The organism is Chryseobacterium proteolyticum (assembly GCF_046591535.1).
GTDB lineage: Bacteria > Bacteroidota > Bacteroidia > Flavobacteriales > Weeksellaceae > Chryseobacterium > Chryseobacterium proteolyticum.
The window spans coordinates 646,557-661,591 of record NZ_JBJLWK010000001.1; the positions used below are offsets into that span (position 1 = coordinate 646,557).

Consider the following 15,035-nt stretch of genomic DNA (forward strand, 5'->3'; position numbering starts at 1 on the left):
ACATTTGATTACATAAAACGATTAATTATGATATGAATAATCATAAAAAATGATACATGAATTTAAATGATTTAAAAATATTTGAAGCAGTAGCTGCTTCCGGCAGTTTTACAAAAGCTGCGGAAGTTATGTGTACCGTACAATCCAATGTTACCGCAAGGATAAAAACGCTCGAAGAAGAACTGGAAGCTCAGCTTTTTACGCGTACTTCCAGAAAAGTTTCTTTAACCACGGCCGGACATGCATTTATTCAATATGCCCGTAAGATTTCAAATACCATAGAAGAAGCCAAAAGGGAAATTAAAAATTCTGATCAGATAGGAGGGAACCTGTGCATAGGATGTATAGAGACAACACTGGTATTTAAAGCCCCGGAAATCCTTTCGGGTTTTATGAACGCTTATCCTCATGTCCAGCTGGAATTTAAATCGGACACCCGCTCAAAGCTTATTGATGATGTTCTGAATTATAAGCTGGATGCGGCGTTTGTTTCTGCACCTATTCATTCCGCACAACTCGAGCAGATCCACATCAAGCAGGATGAGCTGGTTATTGTGACTTCTCTGGATGAAAGATCAGTCAATCAAATTCTCAGAAAGGACAATCTGAATATTGTTGTTTTTGACCAGGGTTGCGTTTACAGGGCAAGGCTTGAAACTTTGCTCAATGCAAGGGGAGTGATACAATACAAGAGCATGGTAATGAATTCTATTGAAGGGATCATTAATTTCGTTGAAGCAGGCCTGGGAATTACCTTGCTTCCGCTTGAGCTGATTGAAAAGTATTACGGTGGCAGGAAATTGAAAACCTTTAAGCTCAGTAAGGAGATCAATACCATATCTACTTCTCTCATCTACTTGAAAAGCATTCCCAAATCCCAGGCTTTGGAATCTTTTATCGGGATGTATGCAACAGGTAATAAAAAGGCAATCCCTTTTTGAGATTGCCTTTTGTAATTATTTACAGTTCCGGAGCTAATGGCCAGTCTACGGGAATTTTTGTAGCTGCAAACAAGTAATTGGTTATTGTTTTATCACCGATCGCAATAATCACATCTACCAAATGTCCTTCGGTATATCCTTCATTGAAAAACTGATTTTTTGTCTCCTCAGAAATCTCACCCTTATTGCTTACTGCCTCATAAACCAGTTGCCCTAAGGAATTGAGTTTTGAATCAAAAGATATTTTTGCTTTTCTGATTTCAAGGATCTGATCATCATCAAATCCGTTCAGCTTTGCAATAGCAGTGTGAGCACTTAAACAATACAGGCAATTGTTATACTGGCTGACAATAAGGTTCACTACTTCTTTTTCTTTTGCTTTTAAGGATGACTTGGCATTTTGCAAGGCGAGGTAAGTGGCAAGTCCATTTTCCGAATGTGCAAAAGTTGCATACAGATTAGGAACAAAGCCAACCCCTTTTTCTAATTGGTTAAAAATATTTTGATTTGCTTCTGAAAGCTGCTCTTTTTGAGGAATCTGAAAATTTTCCATTTGTAATTGTTGTTTAAAATTAATACGACAAAGTTCAGTGATCCCTGACCTCAAAAAAATAGAACAATTTCCCGAAGATGTATGCTTTTTTCCCTTTCCAAATGATACATTTGTTCAAATAAGACTTTTATTAAAAATTTAGTGAGATAAAAGATGATCTATAATTTCTATAATAAACAGACGGAAGCAGCTTGCCGGCTTCTTGTCCATGAAGAAAAATTTGACAGGGTTTTCTACGGAAAAGATCGTAAAGACAAATTTCTGACATTGGCATGGAACCAGGGTCCGGACATTTTTATTACAATAGATAAAATATCCTATCTATTCAAATCAGGCAGCATACTTTGCTTAATGGTCAATCAGTCATTTGATTTTCCCGACAATTCACAAATCATCGTATGGCAGTTTAATAAAGATTTCTACTGCATTGAAAGTCATGATTCCGAAGTAGGGTGTGTAGGATTTCTTTTTTATGGTTTGTCTCAAAGTATGTTTGTTTCCGTGGAGGATCAGGTCCGTGATAAACTCACATTGCTACTGCGTATTTTTATTGAAGAATTCCAGGATGTAGATGATATCCAGGAGGACATGCTCCGGATGCTGTTGAAGCGCCTGATCATCCTGATTACACGGTCGGCAAAAAAACAATTTGTTGCAGATCAATTTCCTGAACAAAAACTGGATATTATCCGCCAATTCAGTTTACTGGTTGAAAAGAATTATAAGTCGGAACATTCCGTAAAGTTTTATGCAGATCAGCTTCATAAGTCTCCCAAAACCCTTTCCAATCTTTTTAATCTCTATAATAACGGAACTCCCTCTGAAATCATTCAGCAAAGGATTATACTGGAAGCTAAAAGATTACTGCTCTTTACCAACAGCTCAGCCAAAGAAATTGCTTATGAATTAGGATATGAAGATGTTGCTTATTTCAGTAGCTTTTTCAAAAGGGTAACGGGGCTTTCACCTCTGGTGTTCAAAAAGCAATCAGCCGGAATTTCCACTCCATAAAAAAGCCTCCCGAGGGAGGCCTTAAAAAACACAAATGATGAAAAAAAAATTATTTCGAAGTGCAAATATAATAAAATATATTATGTAATACATTATAATTTTATTAATATTTTAATTCAATTTTAAATAACATATTAATATTATGCATACATACTATTAATATATTTTTCAAATATAGGTATAATTCTTTAAGAGGAGTTTTTTCTATTTAAACATACAGGAAGTATTTCAGATCCATAAAAAAACCTCCGGGAAAAATCCCGGAGGTTTGAAACTTTTTATTGACTAAAATTTGAATACACAGCCGCAAACGCTCATTTTACCTTCAACGACTGTTGTCCATTGTCCGTTCCAGGTACCTCCGTAAGAGGCACAAATGGAAGGGCATATTTCTTTTGCATCTTCATTGCTCCAGATAGGACCTGCCAGAACATCCAATGTATATTCTGTGCTTCCTGTAGGAACCGTATCGTACTCAACTTCGATTACACTCATTTCCCCCTCAACAATGGTAGACCATTGTCCGGTAAATTTTCCTAAATGTGCCGCAGCAATACGACCTCCTAATTTCTGAGCCTGATCGTTGCTCCAAAGCGGACCTGCAACGATGTTGATTTTGAATTTTGACATGGTGTTTGTTTTTTATGTTTTAACATACCAAAGGTGCAACTATAATAAAACAAACAATAGAGTAGAAAACACCATTTTTTTTGGTCAGTATTTATACCTACAGCTTTAAAAAAAAATTGGGTTAACCCCCATCAATAAAGGGCTAATAGGTTTAAATTATTTCTCCTAAATTAGATATATCAGATTGATCAATGGAAAATAACAGAAAAAAACAAAAGAAGTTAATTTTTTTAAGAGAAAAGGACATAAAAAAAAGACGAAGCTATAATTATTACTTATAGCCTCATCAATTTTTTCAATCATTTGGTTTTGTTGGTACAAATTTAGAGCAATCCGTACGACAGGTACAGATACAGTTGCTGTTTTTTATTAGGGCACAGATTACCAATTACTGGCAATTTCCCCAAGAGTCTTAAGATCGGAGTTAACTTTATCCGTCCATTCCATCGCAAAATTCAGCCTCATACAGTTGTTATACTGATTGTATTGGGTAAACATTCTTCCCGGAGCGAAAGTAATATTCCGCCTGATGGCCATATCAAACAGTTTGACAGTATCAATTTTTTTATCAAGTTCCAGCCATACCATAAATCCACCTTCCGGCTGGGAAACTTTAGTATTATCAGGAAAATAATCCTCAATGCCCTGCTGAAGCTTCAGACAATTATTTTGTACTATTTTCCGGAATGTACGAAGATGATGATCATACCTTCCGTTTTCTAAAAAATGGGATATGGCTTCCTGATACAAAGCAGGGGTAGAAAGCGTTTGTATCAGCTTCTGCTGGATAATTTTATCCTTATACTTGCCCGGGATAATCCATCCGAGCCTGTAACCCGGTGCCAGTGTTTTGGATATAGAATTCACCAGCATCACAATACCGGCTTGATCAAATGCTTTACAGGGTTTCGGCCTCTCGGCTCCATAATACACATTCCTGAAGATATCATTTTCAACTAATGGAATATCCCATTCCGTAAGCATTTTTACAAGCTCCTTTTTATGATCGTCCGGCATGAGTGTGCCTAAAGGATTATTGAAGTTAACCACAAAACAGCATGCACTTATAACAGGCAAAACCTTTTTCAATGCTTCGAGATCTAAACCTGTAGAAGGGTCTGAAGGGATTTCTACAGCTTCAAGTCCCATGGCATTTATCATTTTAAGAATACCAAAGTAAGCGGGACTTTCTACAGCAACCTTATCTCCGGGTTTGGTAACCGCCATCAGGCAGGTAAACATTCCGTTCATCGCTCCGGACGTTGCTATCACATCATCTTCTGTAACTTTACCCTCCAGCATAAATGCCCATCTGGCAACCGTTCTTCTAAAATTGAGATTTCCCTGAACAGATTCATAGGTTGCCCCGCCATTTGCCAGGCTTCGCATAACTGTAGTCACGCTCTTATTAAGCTGGGCGATGGGCAGCAGGCTTTTTTCCGGCAGCCCGAGGGAAAAATGGGTAATGTCCGTATTTTCCGAAGAAGCAAATGTCTTAAGGAAAAGATGTTCCGGGTACTGCTCTTTTTGCAGGGATTCCAGGATAATAACAGAAGGAAGAGAAAATTTCCTTTGTGAAGCTTTACTTACATAATAGCCGGATTTAGGTCGTGGTTCTATCAACGATTTACTTTCTAATTCCAGAAATGCCTGCCGAACGGTATTGATGCTTACATTATATACTTTCTGTAAGGTCCGTATAGAAGGCAATTTATCACCAAGCCTTAACGTTCCACTGAGAATCTGCTGCTCAATGATCCCGGCAATTTTCAGATAAAGGATTTCTTTTTTCATTCAATCGGTATTATTTCTGTGTAGTTCAAAATTAAGAAATTAAATCCCCGTTTAATAATTTATCATGCAGATAAAGAGTCACAAGCACTGCGTTAGTTCATAAAAAATGATTTCTATCAGAAATACCGCTCAATACGATATATTTCATACAAAAGTGAATGATCTGTAAAATATTGTTCTATAACTTTTTAAAATTGTATTATAAAAAATCTTAATTTTAAGTAATTTTAGATTTTTTTAATATTTTTTAACAAAATTTATATTTCTATTTTTGCAACCAAATCTTATAAATTATGAAAAAAATTTTATTAACCCTTTCTCTTTCTTTGGGAATTTTTGCTGCAGCACAAGAAGCAAAAACAGAGGCTCCGGCTGTTGATACGACAAAAGCATGGAGCATTCAAGGTCAAAACACATTAATGCTGAACCAGGCGGCATTCTCGAACTGGGTAGGTGGTGGAGCAAACAACGTGGGTTGGCTTGCCGGTGTGAATTATAACCTTACCTATGAAAAAGGGAAGGACCTTTGGGAAAATATTATTATCCTTGGATACGGACAAAACAATACCCAGGGCGTAGGAACAAGAAAGACCCAGGATGTAATTAATCTTTCAAGTAACTATGGGAGGGAAATCGCTAAAAATTGGTACGCATCCGGTGGTGTAAGTTTACAAACTCAATTTGCTCCGGGCTATGAGGACGGAAATAATCCTGATGCGAAAAAGATATCCAACTTTATGGCTCCGGGATACCTTAATGTAGGGGCTGGTTTTACATATAGACCAAATGATAACTTCACCATGACATTACGTCCGGCAAATGCAAGGGTAACTTTTGTACTGGATAAAGACCTTCAGTATGCAGGAACTTACGGCTTAAAGAATGATGGAGATTCTTCACTATTTCAGTTCGGTTTCCTTGGAACAGCCATTTATAAAATAAAGATCATGGAAAACATTAACCTTACGAATACAGGGTCTGTCTTTTCCAATTATTTAGATCATCCTGAAAGACTGGTCCTGTCTTATAGCGGAATTTTAAATATGAAGATCAACAAATTTATTTCAACCAACATAACGCTGGATCTTTTATATGATCACAACCAGATCAGAAGAACACAGCTGAAACAGACTTTGGGAGTTGGTTTTGCCTATAATATTGATAACGGGAAAAAACGTTCTGATAAAAAAGACAATCAATCCTGGATGAAGAAGTAGCACTATTCATCGAAAAAATAAAAAAGACTAACCGAAGAATGGTTAGTCTTTTTTATTTAGTATGGAGAAAAATGAAAATTATTGATGTCCGCTTTTTCTGCCCATTAAAGTCAGCATAGCCAGAAGCCCACTGATCGCGCCAAAAAAATAAATAGACTGATATCCCAGCCAGCCTGCAATAATCCCCGCTATCGGACCAGCCAAGCCTAGTGAAAGATCGAAAAAAGCTGAATAAGCTCCCAGTGCTGTTCCTCTCATCTGCGGAGTTACCTTTTTAATGGCAAGTACTCCCAAAGATGGAAATACCAGGGAAAAACCAATTCCCGTAAGTGCACAGCCTACGATTGCCATCCATCCCGAATGAGAAAAACCTATCAATAGCTGTCCTATGATCTCAATAGCAAAAGACCCTAAGGCTACTTTATAACCACCGTACTTGTCGGGAAGGGAGGCAAATAATATTCTGGTAAGAATGTAAAATCCACCAAAACAAACAAAAGCAAGAGAAGCATGCTCCCAGTTTTTCTCAGCGAAAAGCAAAGCAATAAAGGAAGCTATGCATGCAAATCCTATGGAAGAGAAAGCCAGTGCCAATCCCTGATCGGAGACTTTTGCAATCACTTTATAAAAAGGAGTTCTTATATGAGTAGGATCCGCTTCAAGGGTTGGCAGCCAGACTGTTGATAACCAGCTCACTACAGAAAGGACCAGAATTAATGTAAAAGGAACAACACTACCGAATTGGCTTCCCATCCATATACTTAACGGGGCTCCTAAAGCGATTCCTCCATACATTGAAATTCCGTTCCAGGTCATTACTTTGCCGGAATTGTGTGCTCCCACCAGTCCAATTCCCCAGGTTAGCGCTCCCGTTACCATCATACTTTCAGAAATACCATGAATAATTCTTGACAGAATCAGCAATCCTAATGCTAAAATTGGGAAATGTACAGAGGAACTTCCTGCAATATAAAGGATCCCGGCTACAAAAACCATAAATATCCCTCTGTGATTACTGATTTTAGCCCCAAGTGTATCGGTTATTTTACCGGCATAAGCCCTTGTTAATAAAGTAGCTAAAAACTGAAGCCCCATCACACCCCCCCACGATAAAGGAGTCGAATTTCAGTTCATTTTTAATCAGAGCTGGTAAAGCTCCCAGTGTAATTCCAATTGTAAGATATACCGCAAATACGGAAATTACGATCGGAGCGAGAACTTTTTTTAAAGGTATGTTGTTGTGATGATGAGTATCTCCAATCTTAGGAGTTACCATAGTTGTACTTTTGATTGCCATATTGCATCGTTTTTTTAGTTATTTTTCGAGTACAAAAGTAGATCGGCAACATACAATTAGCGATAGCTATTCAATGGCTATAATTGGACAAATAATGGTTTTCTTTTGCGGAATTCAGATGCTGTATAACCGGTATTCTTTTTAAAAAAGCGCGAAAAATAAGTATAATCATCATATCCAAGGTCAAAAGCAATTTCCTTAATATCCATGTCAGTATAGTACAAAAGACGCTGAGACTCCAGGATAATTTCCTGTTGTATCCAATGACTGGCTGCAAAACCTGTGATTTCTTTTACCACCTCATTCAGATACAGAGGGGTGATATGAAGTTTCACGGCGTATTCCTTTACCTGTTTCAATTCCCTGTAATGCGAGTGAATCATTTGTTTAAAAAGCAATACTGTCTTATATTTCTGTCCGCCAATGACTTTTTCAGAATGCTTGTTTCTGACCAACGCTCTTACCATAAGACCTGCCAGGCTATCCGTAAATGAATTGATAAGATTATTTTGAAAAGAAACTTCATTATGAGCCAATACAGCATCAAAAACCGGAATAAACGAAAACAGACTGTCATTCTTTTCAACTTCTGCAGCCTGGTTAGAATTGAGGTAAGTAGTGAAAATCTCAAGATAAGTTTTAGGAATCAGTGCCGTTTCTATAAATACTAACCAGCCTGTACAATGCTCATTTTTTATATACCGGTGAACCTGTCCGGGTGCAACATATAACACTGCAGCTCCATGAAGTTCAACCTTACGGAAATCCAGTTCTAATGAAGAATATCCTTCCTGCTGAATAACAAACATAAAATGTTCATCGCGGTGAGCTGCCTGTACAGATTCTTCAAGTTCACCCATAGGACAAATTTCTATACCGGTGCTGTTGAGTTCGTTTGTATGGAGTAAAATGTTCGATTTTGCCATCACTGAAACATTGGGCTGTTAGAGCGTGTAAATGTAATCATATTGCCTCATATTTTAATAAAAGCAACACTTTCTTTCATATGATATATATGGTGATGTGAGGCATTCGTTTTAAACCATTTATTTTACATTTCATCTTAAATTTTTCCTGCTTGACTCAAAAAACAGATGCGCATTTAGAAAATCAATATTTATATTTACAGAATTAATGGTTCCAAAACCTACTTGCTCTATGATGAGAAAAACCCAAATAAGGAAAAAAAAAATTATTATCTGCCACCAAAAAACGCCTGGTCATATGGGCTGTGGCAATCATTTCATTTTATTTATTTTCCTATCTCATGGATCCTTTTGATCCGGTATGGGAAGACTATGTTAAAGATCCGTTGGATTTTCTGATCAGTGATTTTCTGTGGGTGCTTCTTTTTTCAGTTATTATTTCGGAGGTAAGCATATTGATCGATAGCCAGCTTAATAAGTTGCTTCCATGGAGTAACCGGGGAATAAAACGCTTATGCATACAAGGCATTCTGCAAATTGCCGTAAGCATTCTTTTTGTGGCCATTATCATTAATATTTTTTCCAATACTCCCGACATAGCCAAAATGGATTATCGTAAAGAAATGACCTTGTTGGGACAATGGGTAGCTACCAATATCATTATTTCCCTGCTCATCAGTGCCGTAAATACAGGAGATTATTTACTGGAAAATTGGAAAAAATCTGCCATAGAAGTAACCCAGCACAAGCTAAGGGCTTCTAAACACAAACAGGCTGCAATGGCTGCAGAGCTACAGGCTCTGAAACTACAGATAGACCCTCATTTTATTTTTAATAACCTAAGCGTTTTATCGGAACTTATTCTGGAAAACCAGCAATTAGGTTATGAGTACGCTGAAAATTTCTCTAAAGTTTACCGCTATCTTGTTATTAATTCAAAAAAAGATGTGATCTCTTTAGACGAAGAATTGAAATTTTTAGACTCTTACATTTTCCTGATAAAAAAAAAGAATCGGTGACGGAGTCAATTTCGAGATCTCTATTAATCCGGAATTAAGGAATATGATGATCCCTCCTTTAACTCTGCAGTTTTTGGTAGAAAATGCCATCAAGCACAATCAAACACTCAGATCCAATCCTCTACAAATAAAAATTTATACATTAACCAGCAAAAATCTTGTTGTCTGCAACACTTTGATCCCTCTCATCAATAAAGCCGAATCTTCCAAAGTGGGTATTAAAAACATCATGAACCGGTTTGAATTGCTTGGAGATAAAAAGCCGTTGATCCTTCAAACAGAAAAAGATTTCCTTGCCAAAATACCATTATTATGAAGCTCAATAAGATCTTAATCGTAGAAGATGAAAAGCCTAATGCGGACCGCCTAAAAAGGTTATTGCTGAAATTGCGGCCCCACGCTGAAATTGTATCTGTTGAAGATTCCGTAGCATCAGCAGTACAATGGTTGGAAGAAAATCCGGCTCCTGATATCATTATGATGGATATCCAGCTGGCAGACGGCTTAAGTTTTGAAATTTTCAATCAGACAGAAATTAAATGTCCTGTGATCTTCACCACCGCTTATGATGAATATGCAGTAAAAGCATTTAAATACAACAGCATCGATTATCTTTTAAAACCTGTTGAGGAAGAGGAGCTCGAAACCGCATTAAAGAATTATGAAACCTTTATGGAAACCATTCCATATGTAGGAACTGCTATAGAGGGACTGCTGAACTACATCCAGCCCAAGGATTACAGGAAGCGTTTCCTTTTAGCCCACAGAGACGGTTATAAAACCCTGCTCTCGGAAGATATCCTGTATTTTTTTACCGAACTGGGCGTCAGCAGGGCTGTTGTAAAAAACGGAAACACAGAAATTGTTCCCCAGACCTTAGAGGAACTGGAAAAACAGCTGGATCCTAAAATGTTTTTCAGAGCCAACAGGCAGTTTATCATCAACATAGATTCCGTACAGCATATTTCCAATTACTTTAACGGAAAACTGAAACTCGACCTGGTCAGGCATCCGGATATTGAAGTCATTGTAAGCAGGGAAAAAGCTTCGGCACTGAAGTCCTGGATGGATTATTAGATCACCTATATGATTTCTACGATAGTGGAAATCTTTTTTTTATCATACAATTTAAAATTCTTCATCCCAAACATTTGTTCGGGGTAATACTCTTTATCATTTCAGTAATAGGAAAAATCTCGTTTTATGCCCTTTTCTTTTCATTTCAGCTATTAAACGCTTCATCCCCGAATAATTACGTTTCACTGAAATTCTCCCTATCAATGCCCTTTTTTTGCGATTATTTTGTAGTCAACAAATAGTAAATCGTATATTATGAATTGTAAAAAAGGTTATTTCGTACTGCTATTGACAGCAGCTGTTTTTCTCCAGTCCTGCAACTCCGGAAAGAGCCAGGAAACAGGTGAGCAAATGTCTGCACTTCCTACCGATTTTATACAGCTGAAATCAGGAAATGCTGATATTTCTTCCGGATATCCGGGAAGTATCGAAGGACAGGATAATGTGGATATCAAAGCCCAGGTCACAGGCTATCTGGAAACGGTATACGTAAAAGAAGGGCAATATGTACAAAAAGGGCAGACGCTTTTCAGGATCAATCCTTCAGTCTATAATGAACAGGTAAATAATAGTGACGCTGCATTAAAAATAGCATTGGCCAACCAGGCGAGTGCCAGACTTGAAGTAGAAAAACTGAAACCATTGGTGGAAGGAAATGTGGTTTCCGATATGCAGCTGAAAACAGCTCAGGCAAGCTACGCAGCAGCAACAGCTCAGGTCGCACAGGCTAAATCTGCATTAGGCTCTTCAAAGATCAATGCCGGATTTGCATATATAAAAGCTCCTGTATCGGGATATATTGGCAGGATCGTCAACAGAACCGGAAATCTGATTACCCCTTCTGATGCCACTCCGCTTACCACACTTTCCGATATCCATACAGTGAATGTCTATTTTGCAATGAACGAAGCCGATTTCCTTCGCTATACCAAAGCCAGAATGGCCTCCGAAGATCAAAACGGAAACGTTGAACTGATCCTTCCGGATGGTTCTACCTATCCATATAAAGGAAAGTTGGAAAATGCCAGTGGAAATTTTGACCGGATGACAGGAAGTATGCAGCTGAAAGCAATATTTCAAAATCCTGATCAACTTCTTCGTGCAGGAGGTACAGCACGGGTAAAGATTCATCAGTATGTGGATGATGTCATTAAATTACCTAAAACAGCTGTAAAGGATATTCAGGACAGATTTTTTGTTTACAAACTGAATGCTCAGAACAAAGTTGTTATGACTCCAATTGAAATCTCAGGAGGAACCATCTCGGATTATTTCGTTTCATCAGGAGTGCAGCCGGGAGATAAAATAGCTATCAACAGGATTGATGTCCTTAACGAAGGAGCATCAGTACTCCCTAAAATCATCCCTTCAAAATAGATTCTAAAAACACAATGTACTCATCCAAAGAAATTAAGACATGCTAAAAAAGATCATAGACCGACCGGTATTGGCCACTGTAATTTCCCTTATTATTGTCATATTGGGAATCATAGGCCTCAGCAAACTTGCAGTAACCCGGTTTCCGGATATTTCGCCGCCTACCATTATGGTTTCCGGATCTTATCCGGGAGGAAATAGTGAAACCGTTATCCGCTCCGTAGTAACACCTTTAGAAGAGCAGATCAATGGAGTGGAAGATATGCAATATATTAAGTCAAATGCCAGTAATGACGGAACTTTTTCCATTTCAATTATATTCAAACAAGGAGTTAATCCCGATCAGGCTGCCGTAAATGTACAGAACAGAGTGCAGCAGGCAACCCCTATTTTACCTCAGGAAGTTGTGAGAATGGGATTAACCACCTCCAAGCAGCAAAACAGTATGATCATGCTGTTTAACATTTATACTGACGATAATAAAAAGTATGATGAAACCTTTTTACAGAATTATGCCAACATCAATCTTATTCCACAGGTAAAAAGGGTAAAGGGTGTAGGGCAGGCTCAGGTTTTCGGAGCTAAAGATTATTCAATGAGAATCTGGCTGAATCCGCAGAAAATGTCATCTTACGGACTGGAACCTGCTGATATTTCCAATGCTGTAGCTGATCACAGTCTGGAATCTGCTCCCGGTAAACTGGGTGAGGAATCCAATGCTTCCCTTGAATATGTTATCCGGTACAAAGGAAAGAAAAACAAACCTGAACAATTTGAAAACATCGTTGTTAAAAATGACGGAACCAAACTGATCCGCCTTAAAGACGTAGCAAGAGTAGAATTCGGATCAATTTCTTACAGCGGGGATAATCTTTCAAATGGTAAAAATGCCGTGACTGTTGCTATCATGCAGACTACGGGATCCAATGCCACTGAAATTGAAATTGGAATCAACAAATCCATTGAACAGCTCTCCAAATCTTTTCCTCCCGGAATTAAATACTCTAAAGTGATCAGTACCAAAGAAAGATTAGACGAAGCAACGGGACAGGTAAAATCTACGTTGATAGAAGCATTTATTCTGGTGTTTATTGTTGTGTTTATTTTCTTACAGGACTTCAGGTCTACCATTATTCCTGCTATTGCGGTTCCCGTAGCGATTGTCGGAACTTTCTTTTTCCTTCTTGTACTAGGGTTCACGATTAATGTACTGACACTTTTTGCATTGGTTCTGGCCATCGGTATTGTCGTTGATGATGCAATCGTTGTCGTAGAAGCGGTACACAGTAATATGGAAGGAACCAGCCTTACCGGTAAGGAAGCAACACACAAAGCCATGAATGAAATTACCGGAGCTGTTATTTCAATTACCCTGGTTATGTCTGCCGTATTTATTCCGATCGGATTCATGTCGGGTTCAGCAGGATTATTTTATAAACAGTTTGCCTATACGCTGGCTATTGCAATTATTATTTCGGCAGTGAATGCATTAACATTAACACCTGCATTATGTGCCGTTTTTCTTAAAAATAACCATTCCCATGAGGAAAATGGTAAGAAGAAAGGATTTGGAAAGAGATTCGCTACCGCTTTCAATGCCAGCTTTAATAATTTAACGGGCAGATATGTAAAAGGCGTACGCTTTCTGATCAACAGAAAATGGATTGCCGGAGGTCTGATCATAGGGATTATCGGGGGAGCCGCATGGCTGATGACTTCTACGTCCAAAAGTTTTGTGCCTATGGAAGACGACGGACTGTTTATGTATACCTTAAGTATGCCGCCAGGGACAGGATTAACGAAAACAACAGAAGTATCTGATAAAATGAATGCCATGCTGAAAAAACTGGATGCTATTCAGGAAAATACATCTATCACAGGTTATAATTTATTGAGTAACAGCTCAGGGCCGGCCTATGCTATGGGATTTGTAAAATTGAAGCCTAAAAAAGAAAGAGGAGAAACCCAGGATATTGATGAAATCATGGCCATTGTTAACGAGAAGTTTTCAGGCATCAAAGAGGGAAGTGTCATGACATTCAGAATGCCTCCGGTGGAAGGATATGGTATGACCAACGATGCAGAAATTGTACTTCAGGACCGCATGGGGCGTGACCCACAGATTTTAAAGGCTAAAGCTGATGAGCTGATCGGACAGCTGATGCAAAATCCCAACGTAGCTTTTGCCTACACCATGTTCCGGGCAGATTATCCGCAAATGGAGCTGGAAGTGGATGAAGACAAAGCCAAACAGCTAGGTGTAAGCATTTCCAATCTTTTAGGAAGTATACAGACTTATTTTTCAGGAGACCAGTCTCAAAACTTTTCAAGATTCGGGAAATTCTACCGGGTAAATATTAAAGCGGATGGAGTTTTCAGGATGGATGCTGAAGCCTTTAATGATATCTTCGTGAAAAACAACAAAGGTGAAATGGTTCCCGCTAACACCTTGATCACTTTAAAGAAAGTGTATGGCCCTGAATCTGTTGGACGATATAACCTATACAATTCATTAAACATCAACGTGACCCCAAAACCGGGAGTAAGTAACGGAGCATTAATGACATCCCTGGAAAAAACACTGGATAAACTTCCATCTGATTATAGTTACGAATGGACCGGATTGAGCTTAGAGGAAAAGTCATCAGGAAATCAGACTATTGCAATCTTCGGTCTCTGTCTATTGTTTGTTTATCTCCTCCTTGCTGCCCAATACGAAAGTTATATACTTCCATTAGCTGTAATGCTTTCCATTCCTACAGGAATTGTTGGAGCGTTCCTTGGAATAAAAGCAATAGGATTCGACAACAATATTTATGTACAGGTTGGCTTGATCATGCTGATAGGACTTTTAGCCAAAAATGCCATTCTGATCGTTGAATTCGCTGTCCAGCGGAGAAAATCAGGAATGTCTCTTCTCGAGTCGGCTCTTGAAGGGGCGAAGTCCAGATTACGCCCTATTATTATGACTTCACTGGCATTTATTGTGGGAATGATTCCTTTGATGTTATCCTCCGGAGGAATGGCTTCAGGAAATAAATCCATCAGCGTGAGTGCGGCAATGGGAATGCTGAGCGGGGTTGTTCTGGGAGTATTTGTGATTCCAGTATTATATATGTTCTTTCAATATATCGATGAAAAGATTTCGGCAAAGAATCCTAATGTTTCTAATGTTTCATCACTAAATCAATAA

14 protein-coding genes are annotated in these 15,035 nt (G+C 38.3%); 8 read left to right on the forward strand and 6 right to left on the reverse strand.

Translation table 11 applies throughout. The annotated features are described in order from the left end of the window. Positions 1–56 precede the first annotated feature (56 nt). The gene (locus tag ACJ5H0_RS02905) at positions 57–941 is read left to right on the forward strand and encodes a LysR family transcriptional regulator (protein WP_411247042.1); all 885 of its coding nucleotides are present in this window, start codon (positions 57–59) and stop codon (positions 939–941) included. Between the two features lie 19 nt (positions 942–960). Here ACJ5H0_RS02905 and ACJ5H0_RS02910 read toward each other — a convergent pair whose 3' ends face one another. Beyond that, entirely contained in the window at positions 961–1,494 is a 534-nt protein-coding gene (locus ACJ5H0_RS02910; RefSeq protein ID WP_411247043.1) for a carboxymuconolactone decarboxylase family protein, read from the reverse strand. Between the two features lie 153 nt (positions 1,495–1,647). Between ACJ5H0_RS02910 and ACJ5H0_RS02915 the strand changes: the two genes are divergently transcribed. Beyond that, a complete protein-coding gene (locus ACJ5H0_RS02915; protein WP_411247044.1) occupies positions 1,648–2,505 on the forward strand; it encodes a helix-turn-helix domain-containing protein in 858 nt (285 codons plus the stop codon). Positions 2,506–2,790: 285 nt separating this feature from the next. On the opposite strand, the gene ACJ5H0_RS02920 is transcribed toward ACJ5H0_RS02915, so the two are convergent. Beyond that, a complete protein-coding gene (locus tag ACJ5H0_RS02920) occupies positions 2,791–3,135 on the reverse strand; it encodes a mannan-binding lectin (protein WP_172282703.1) in 345 nt (114 codons plus the stop codon). Between the two features lie 381 nt (positions 3,136–3,516). After that, complete coding sequence (locus ACJ5H0_RS02925; RefSeq protein WP_411247045.1) at positions 3,517–4,929, reverse strand: aminotransferase-like domain-containing protein; 1,413 nt, start codon at positions 4,927–4,929, stop codon at positions 3,517–3,519. Positions 4,930–5,222: 293 nt separating this feature from the next. Between ACJ5H0_RS02925 and ACJ5H0_RS02930 the strand changes: the two genes are divergently transcribed. Then, on the forward strand, positions 5,223–6,146 hold the full coding sequence (locus ACJ5H0_RS02930) for a DUF3078 domain-containing protein (RefSeq protein ID WP_172282699.1): 924 nt from the start codon (positions 5,223–5,225) through the stop codon (positions 6,144–6,146). Between the two features lie 78 nt (positions 6,147–6,224). On the opposite strand, the gene ACJ5H0_RS02935 is transcribed toward ACJ5H0_RS02930, so the two are convergent. The 3 genes from ACJ5H0_RS02935 to ACJ5H0_RS02945 form a co-directional block, all read right to left on the reverse strand. After that, positions 6,225–7,241: an MFS transporter gene (locus ACJ5H0_RS02935; protein ID WP_411247046.1), complete on the reverse strand. Its 1,017-nt coding sequence runs from the start codon at positions 7,239–7,241 to the stop codon at positions 6,225–6,227. Next, positions 7,192–7,443: a hypothetical protein gene (locus tag ACJ5H0_RS02940; protein ID WP_411247047.1), complete on the reverse strand. Its 252-nt coding sequence runs from the start codon at positions 7,441–7,443 to the stop codon at positions 7,192–7,194. Before ACJ5H0_RS02940 ends, ACJ5H0_RS02935 begins: the two co-directional genes overlap by 50 nt. Before the next feature lie 77 nt (positions 7,444–7,520). After that, positions 7,521–8,369: an AraC family transcriptional regulator gene (locus ACJ5H0_RS02945; protein WP_411247048.1), complete on the reverse strand. Its 849-nt coding sequence runs from the start codon at positions 8,367–8,369 to the stop codon at positions 7,521–7,523. 341 nt (positions 8,370–8,710) lie between these two features. On the opposite strand from ACJ5H0_RS02945, the gene ACJ5H0_RS02950 reads away from it, so the two are divergent. The 5 genes from ACJ5H0_RS02950 to ACJ5H0_RS02970 all read left to right on the forward strand — a co-directional run bounded on the left by ACJ5H0_RS02950 (position 8,711) and on the right by ACJ5H0_RS02970 (position 15,035). Continuing rightward, complete coding sequence (locus ACJ5H0_RS02950; RefSeq protein WP_411247049.1) at positions 8,711–9,388, forward strand: histidine kinase; 678 nt, start codon at positions 8,711–8,713, stop codon at positions 9,386–9,388. 43 nt (positions 9,389–9,431) lie between these two features. Further along, positions 9,432–9,704 carry a LytS family sensor histidine kinase gene (locus tag ACJ5H0_RS02955; RefSeq protein ID WP_411247050.1) on the forward strand — a complete coding sequence of 91 codons (273 nt, stop codon included), beginning with the start codon at positions 9,432–9,434 and terminating at the stop codon, positions 9,702–9,704. Continuing rightward, a complete protein-coding gene (locus ACJ5H0_RS02960; RefSeq protein ID WP_273648036.1) occupies positions 9,701–10,465 on the forward strand; it encodes a LytR/AlgR family response regulator transcription factor in 765 nt (254 codons plus the stop codon). The genes ACJ5H0_RS02955 and ACJ5H0_RS02960 overlap by 4 nt, the downstream gene beginning before the upstream one ends. Positions 10,466–10,720: 255 nt before the next feature. After that, the gene (locus tag ACJ5H0_RS02965) at positions 10,721–11,842 is read left to right on the forward strand and encodes an efflux RND transporter periplasmic adaptor subunit (protein WP_411247051.1); all 1,122 of its coding nucleotides are present in this window, start codon (positions 10,721–10,723) and stop codon (positions 11,840–11,842) included. Positions 11,843–11,882: 40 nt separating this feature from the next. Continuing rightward, entirely contained in the window at positions 11,883–15,035 is a 3,153-nt protein-coding gene (locus tag ACJ5H0_RS02970) for an efflux RND transporter permease subunit (RefSeq protein WP_411247052.1), read from the forward strand.

Bases quoted from the DNA above. Each gene is read 5' to 3' on its own strand.
- ACJ5H0_RS02970 (WP_411247052.1), top strand. From the start codon at position 11,883: ATGCTAAAAAAGATCATAGACCGACCGGTATTGGCCACTGTAATTTCC.
- ACJ5H0_RS02930 (WP_172282699.1), top strand. From the start codon at position 5,223: ATGAAAAAAATTTTATTAACCCTTTCTCTTTCTTTGGGAATTTTTGCT.
- ACJ5H0_RS02945 (WP_411247048.1), bottom strand. From the start codon at position 8,369: ATGGCAAAATCGAACATTTTACTCCATACAAACGAACTCAACAGCACC.
- ACJ5H0_RS02960 (WP_273648036.1), top strand. From the start codon at position 9,701: ATGAAGCTCAATAAGATCTTAATCGTAGAAGATGAAAAGCCTAATGCG.
- ACJ5H0_RS02905 (WP_411247042.1), top strand. From the start codon at position 57: ATGAATTTAAATGATTTAAAAATATTTGAAGCAGTAGCTGCTTCCGGC.
- ACJ5H0_RS02965 (WP_411247051.1), top strand. From the start codon at position 10,721: ATGAATTGTAAAAAAGGTTATTTCGTACTGCTATTGACAGCAGCTGTT.
- ACJ5H0_RS02935 (WP_411247046.1), bottom strand. From the start codon at position 7,241: ATGGGGCTTCAGTTTTTAGCTACTTTATTAACAAGGGCTTATGCCGGT.
- ACJ5H0_RS02910 (WP_411247043.1), bottom strand. From the start codon at position 1,494: ATGGAAAATTTTCAGATTCCTCAAAAAGAGCAGCTTTCAGAAGCAAAT.
- ACJ5H0_RS02925 (WP_411247045.1), bottom strand. From the start codon at position 4,929: ATGAAAAAAGAAATCCTTTATCTGAAAATTGCCGGGATCATTGAGCAG.
- ACJ5H0_RS02920 (WP_172282703.1), bottom strand. From the start codon at position 3,135: ATGTCAAAATTCAAAATCAACATCGTTGCAGGTCCGCTTTGGAGCAAC.
- ACJ5H0_RS02950 (WP_411247049.1), top strand. From the start codon at position 8,711: ATGGATCCTTTTGATCCGGTATGGGAAGACTATGTTAAAGATCCGTTG.
- ACJ5H0_RS02915 (WP_411247044.1), top strand. From the start codon at position 1,648: ATGATCTATAATTTCTATAATAAACAGACGGAAGCAGCTTGCCGGCTT.
- ACJ5H0_RS02955 (WP_411247050.1), top strand. From the start codon at position 9,432: ATGATGATCCCTCCTTTAACTCTGCAGTTTTTGGTAGAAAATGCCATC.
- ACJ5H0_RS02940 (WP_411247047.1), bottom strand. From the start codon at position 7,443: ATGGCAATCAAAAGTACAACTATGGTAACTCCTAAGATTGGAGATACT.